The 3012-nt window shown below is 74.2% G+C and carries 5 protein-coding genes; all 5 read right to left on the reverse strand.

Annotated elements, in window-relative coordinates; genetic code table 11:
- Positions 1–173 precede the first annotated feature (173 nt).
- Entirely contained in the window at positions 174–1745 is a 1572-nt protein-coding gene (ligD, locus tag G3I65_RS48590; RefSeq protein ID WP_160702347.1) for a non-homologous end-joining DNA ligase, read from the reverse strand.
- A 24-nt stretch (positions 1746–1769) separates the two neighbouring features.
- Entirely contained in the window at positions 1770–1916 is a 147-nt protein-coding gene (locus G3I65_RS57975; protein WP_239071904.1) for a hypothetical protein, read from the reverse strand.
- Positions 1917–2189: 273 nt separating this feature from the next.
- A complete protein-coding gene (locus G3I65_RS48600) occupies positions 2190–2375 on the reverse strand; it encodes a hypothetical protein (RefSeq protein WP_160702349.1) in 186 nt (61 codons plus the stop codon).
- Positions 2375–2563, reverse strand: a complete 189-nt coding sequence (locus G3I65_RS48605) for a hypothetical protein (RefSeq protein WP_160702351.1) — start codon at positions 2561–2563, stop codon at positions 2375–2377. The genes G3I65_RS48600 and G3I65_RS48605 overlap by 1 nt, the downstream gene beginning before the upstream one ends.
- 93 nt (positions 2564–2656) lie before the next feature.
- The coding region (locus G3I65_RS48610) for a DUF3459 domain-containing protein (protein WP_160702353.1) at positions 2657–3012 on the reverse strand (356 nt) is incomplete at its 5' end.

The raw sequence follows: 3012 nt of genomic DNA on the forward strand, positions 1-3012 counted from the left end.
CGCGGCGGCCGCGGCGACCAGCGAGCACGCGGGCGGGCGCCCCCGCCTGTCCCGCCCCGACCTCGACCGGCTGCAGCCCCGGCGGCTGGAGACGGTCCACGCCTGACCCGTCCCGGCGCCGAATGCAGTGAATGACTCATTCCTGTCACCGGACGACATGAATGAGTCATTCACTACAACCCGGGCAGGCGCTGCTCCAGCCCGACCAGCGCCGCGAAGGGGTCGCCGCGCTCGGCCAGCCGGGCCGGGACGTCCCGGATCGTCCACTGGTCCGGGGCCAGCTCCGGGTCGTCCAGCTCGTCCCACTCCAGCGGCACCGACACCGGCGCGCCCGGCCGCGGCCGCACGCTGTAGGGCGCGACCAGCGTCTTGTTCGGCACGTTCTGCGTGTAGTCGAGGCGGGCCCGTCCCCGGCGCTTGTCCTTCGTCCACGCCCAGCTGACCAGGTCCGGGAGCACCCGCCCGATCGTCTTCGACACCGTCTCGGCCCACGCGCGGGTCTGTTCGTACGTGCAGTGCGGCGCGATCGGCACCCACACCTGGATCCCGCGCTGCCCGGTCACCTTCGGCCGCCCGGTGAGGCCGAAGTGCGCCAGCGCCGTGCGGTGCAGCCGCGCCAGCTCCAGGACCTCGGCGAACGTCGTCTCCGGACCCGGGTCGATGTCGAACAGCACCCACGTCGGGTGGTCGACGTCGGCCGCGCGCGACGTCCAGGCGTGCAGCTCCAGGGCGCCGTAGTTCGCCAGCCACGCCAGGGCCGCGACGCTGTCCGCGACGACGTAGCGCCGGCTCTCCCCCGGCTCGGCGCGCTCGTTTTGCCAGGTCGTCAGCCACTCGGGCGCGTGCCGCGGGACTTCCTTCTGCCAGAAGCCGGGTTCGGTGACGCCCTGCGGGAAGCGCTGCGTGTTGAGCGGGCGGCCGGCCAGGTACGGCAGCATCACCGGCCCGACTGTCGTGTAGTAGCGGATGAGGTCCCGCTTCGTCACCGGCTCGCCCGCCGCTGGGAAGAGGACCTTGTCCAGGTTCGTCAGTGCCAGCTCCCGGCCCCCGACCGACCACTTGCCCTTCGCGCCGAGCGCGTCGAGCGCGGCCAGCTCGTCGCCGGTCGCGGCCGGGAACCCGACTGCCTCTTCCGCCTCGCCCGCCGGCCGGTCGCCGTGCCACAACGCGTCGGGCGCGGCCGCCACCTCGTCGTTGGTGCGGCCGCTCTTCACCGACCGCGGGTGGTCTTCGGCGTCCCAGCCGGTACGGGCGTGCTCGTCCTGCTTGTGCAGCAGGAACCACTGGTCCTTCTCCCCGCGGTTCGTGCGGACGAGCACGAACCGGCCGGCCAGCTTCTCACCGTCGAGGTCGAAGTGCAGGGTGCCGTCCTCGATCGCCTTCGCCGGGTCGGCGTCGACCGGCCGCCACTCGCCGCGGTCCCAGACGATGACGTCCCCGCCGCCGTATTCGCCGTGCGGGATCACGCCTTCGAAGTCGGCGTACTCGACCGGGTGATCTTCGACGTGCACGGCCAGCCGGCGGGCCTTCGGGTCCAGGGTCGGCCCCTTCGGCACCGCCCAGCTGACCAGGACACCACCCAGCTCGAGCCGGAAGTCGTAGTGCAGCCGGCGCGCGCGGTGGCGCTGCACGACGAACCGGTGGCCGTCCGGCGCGGTGGGAGTCCCGCCGGACGGCTCCGCGGTGCGCTCGAAGTCGCGCATCTCCTGGTAACGCCGCAGCTTGCGGCCCGGAGCGGCTGCCATGCCGACGGGGTACCCAGTCCGGGGTCAGCTCAGCGCGCCGCGGATGAGGTCTCGCGCCCGGTCCATGATCGCCGCCGGCGGGCCGAGCAGCAGGTTCGCCGTCGCGCTTTCGACGCCGGGGTGCGGCCGGGTCGGCCCCACCGCTTCGGCCGGCTTGGCGGTCGCGGCCATCACGCGCAGCCGTTCCGGTGGTCGGTGGGCGCGGCAGCGGGAACTCCTCCCGCTCTTCGTGCTCGGCGTGTGCGAGCACGTCGTCGCGCAGCTGCACGAGGAGCTTGTCGAAGCAGTTCCTTGGCCCGGTGCTCCTCCCCCGAGCCGCGCCTCGACGACCGGTCCCGGCGCAGGTCGCCTTCGGCCGTTTCCAGCCCGGCGAACAGCTCGCGCGGTCCGGCACGGAAGGCCTCCTTCACTCGGTTGCGGCAGGCTTTCCCCGGAACCGGCGAATTACTCGCGCCGGCCCGCGACCGTGAGCCACAGCGCACCGGCGGCGGCGAGCGCGATCCCCACCGCCGTCCACCACGACAACCAGCCGAAGAACGCGACCACCAGCCCGACCGCGAGCAGCACTCCGCCGCCGACCGAGGCCGTCTCGCCGTTCCCCGCCCGCGAAAACCCGCCGGCCACGGCCATCAGCCCACCTGCCCGTCGACGGCGGCCACGACGAGTTCCGCGCAGCGCGTCAGCGGCAGGCCGCGCTCCCGCGCCATCGCCACGAGGGCCGTGTGCGCGGCCGTCCGGTTCAACCCTTGTGCCGCGAGGACTTCCAGCGCCAGGCCGACGACGTCGGTGGCGGGCGGGGCGGCGGTGCGCACGGGCATCGGAGGACCTCCGGCTCGGTCGGGGTGCGGTGGACGCGACCGGTTACCCCGCCGCGCCCGCCTTCACACCCAACTCTTTCCCGCGGTGCCCGTTCAACTCCTGGCGAGCCACACCGCGCTGTCCGGAGGCACGCGGCCGTCGTCGAGCGGGCCGCTCGCGAGCAGCACCCGGGCGTCGCCGGGCAGCTCGTACGGCTCGGCGGACAGGTTCACCACGCACCCGAACCCCGGCTCGCGCGCGAAGGACAGCACGCCGTCCGGGGCGGGCAGCCACGTCAGCGTCCCGTCGCCCAGCGCGGGGTGCTCGCGGCGCGTGGCGAGGGCCGCGCGGTACAGGCCGAGCATCGAATCCGGGTCCGCCGCCTGGGCTTCGGCGGTCAGCGCCGCCCAGTGGGCGGGCTGCGGCAGCCACGTCGGCGCGTCGCCGGCGGTGAAGCCGAACGGCGGTG

It is taken from the genome of Amycolatopsis sp. SID8362 (assembly GCF_010550475.1).
Lineage (GTDB): Bacteria > Actinomycetota > Actinomycetes > Mycobacteriales > Pseudonocardiaceae > Amycolatopsis > Amycolatopsis eburnea.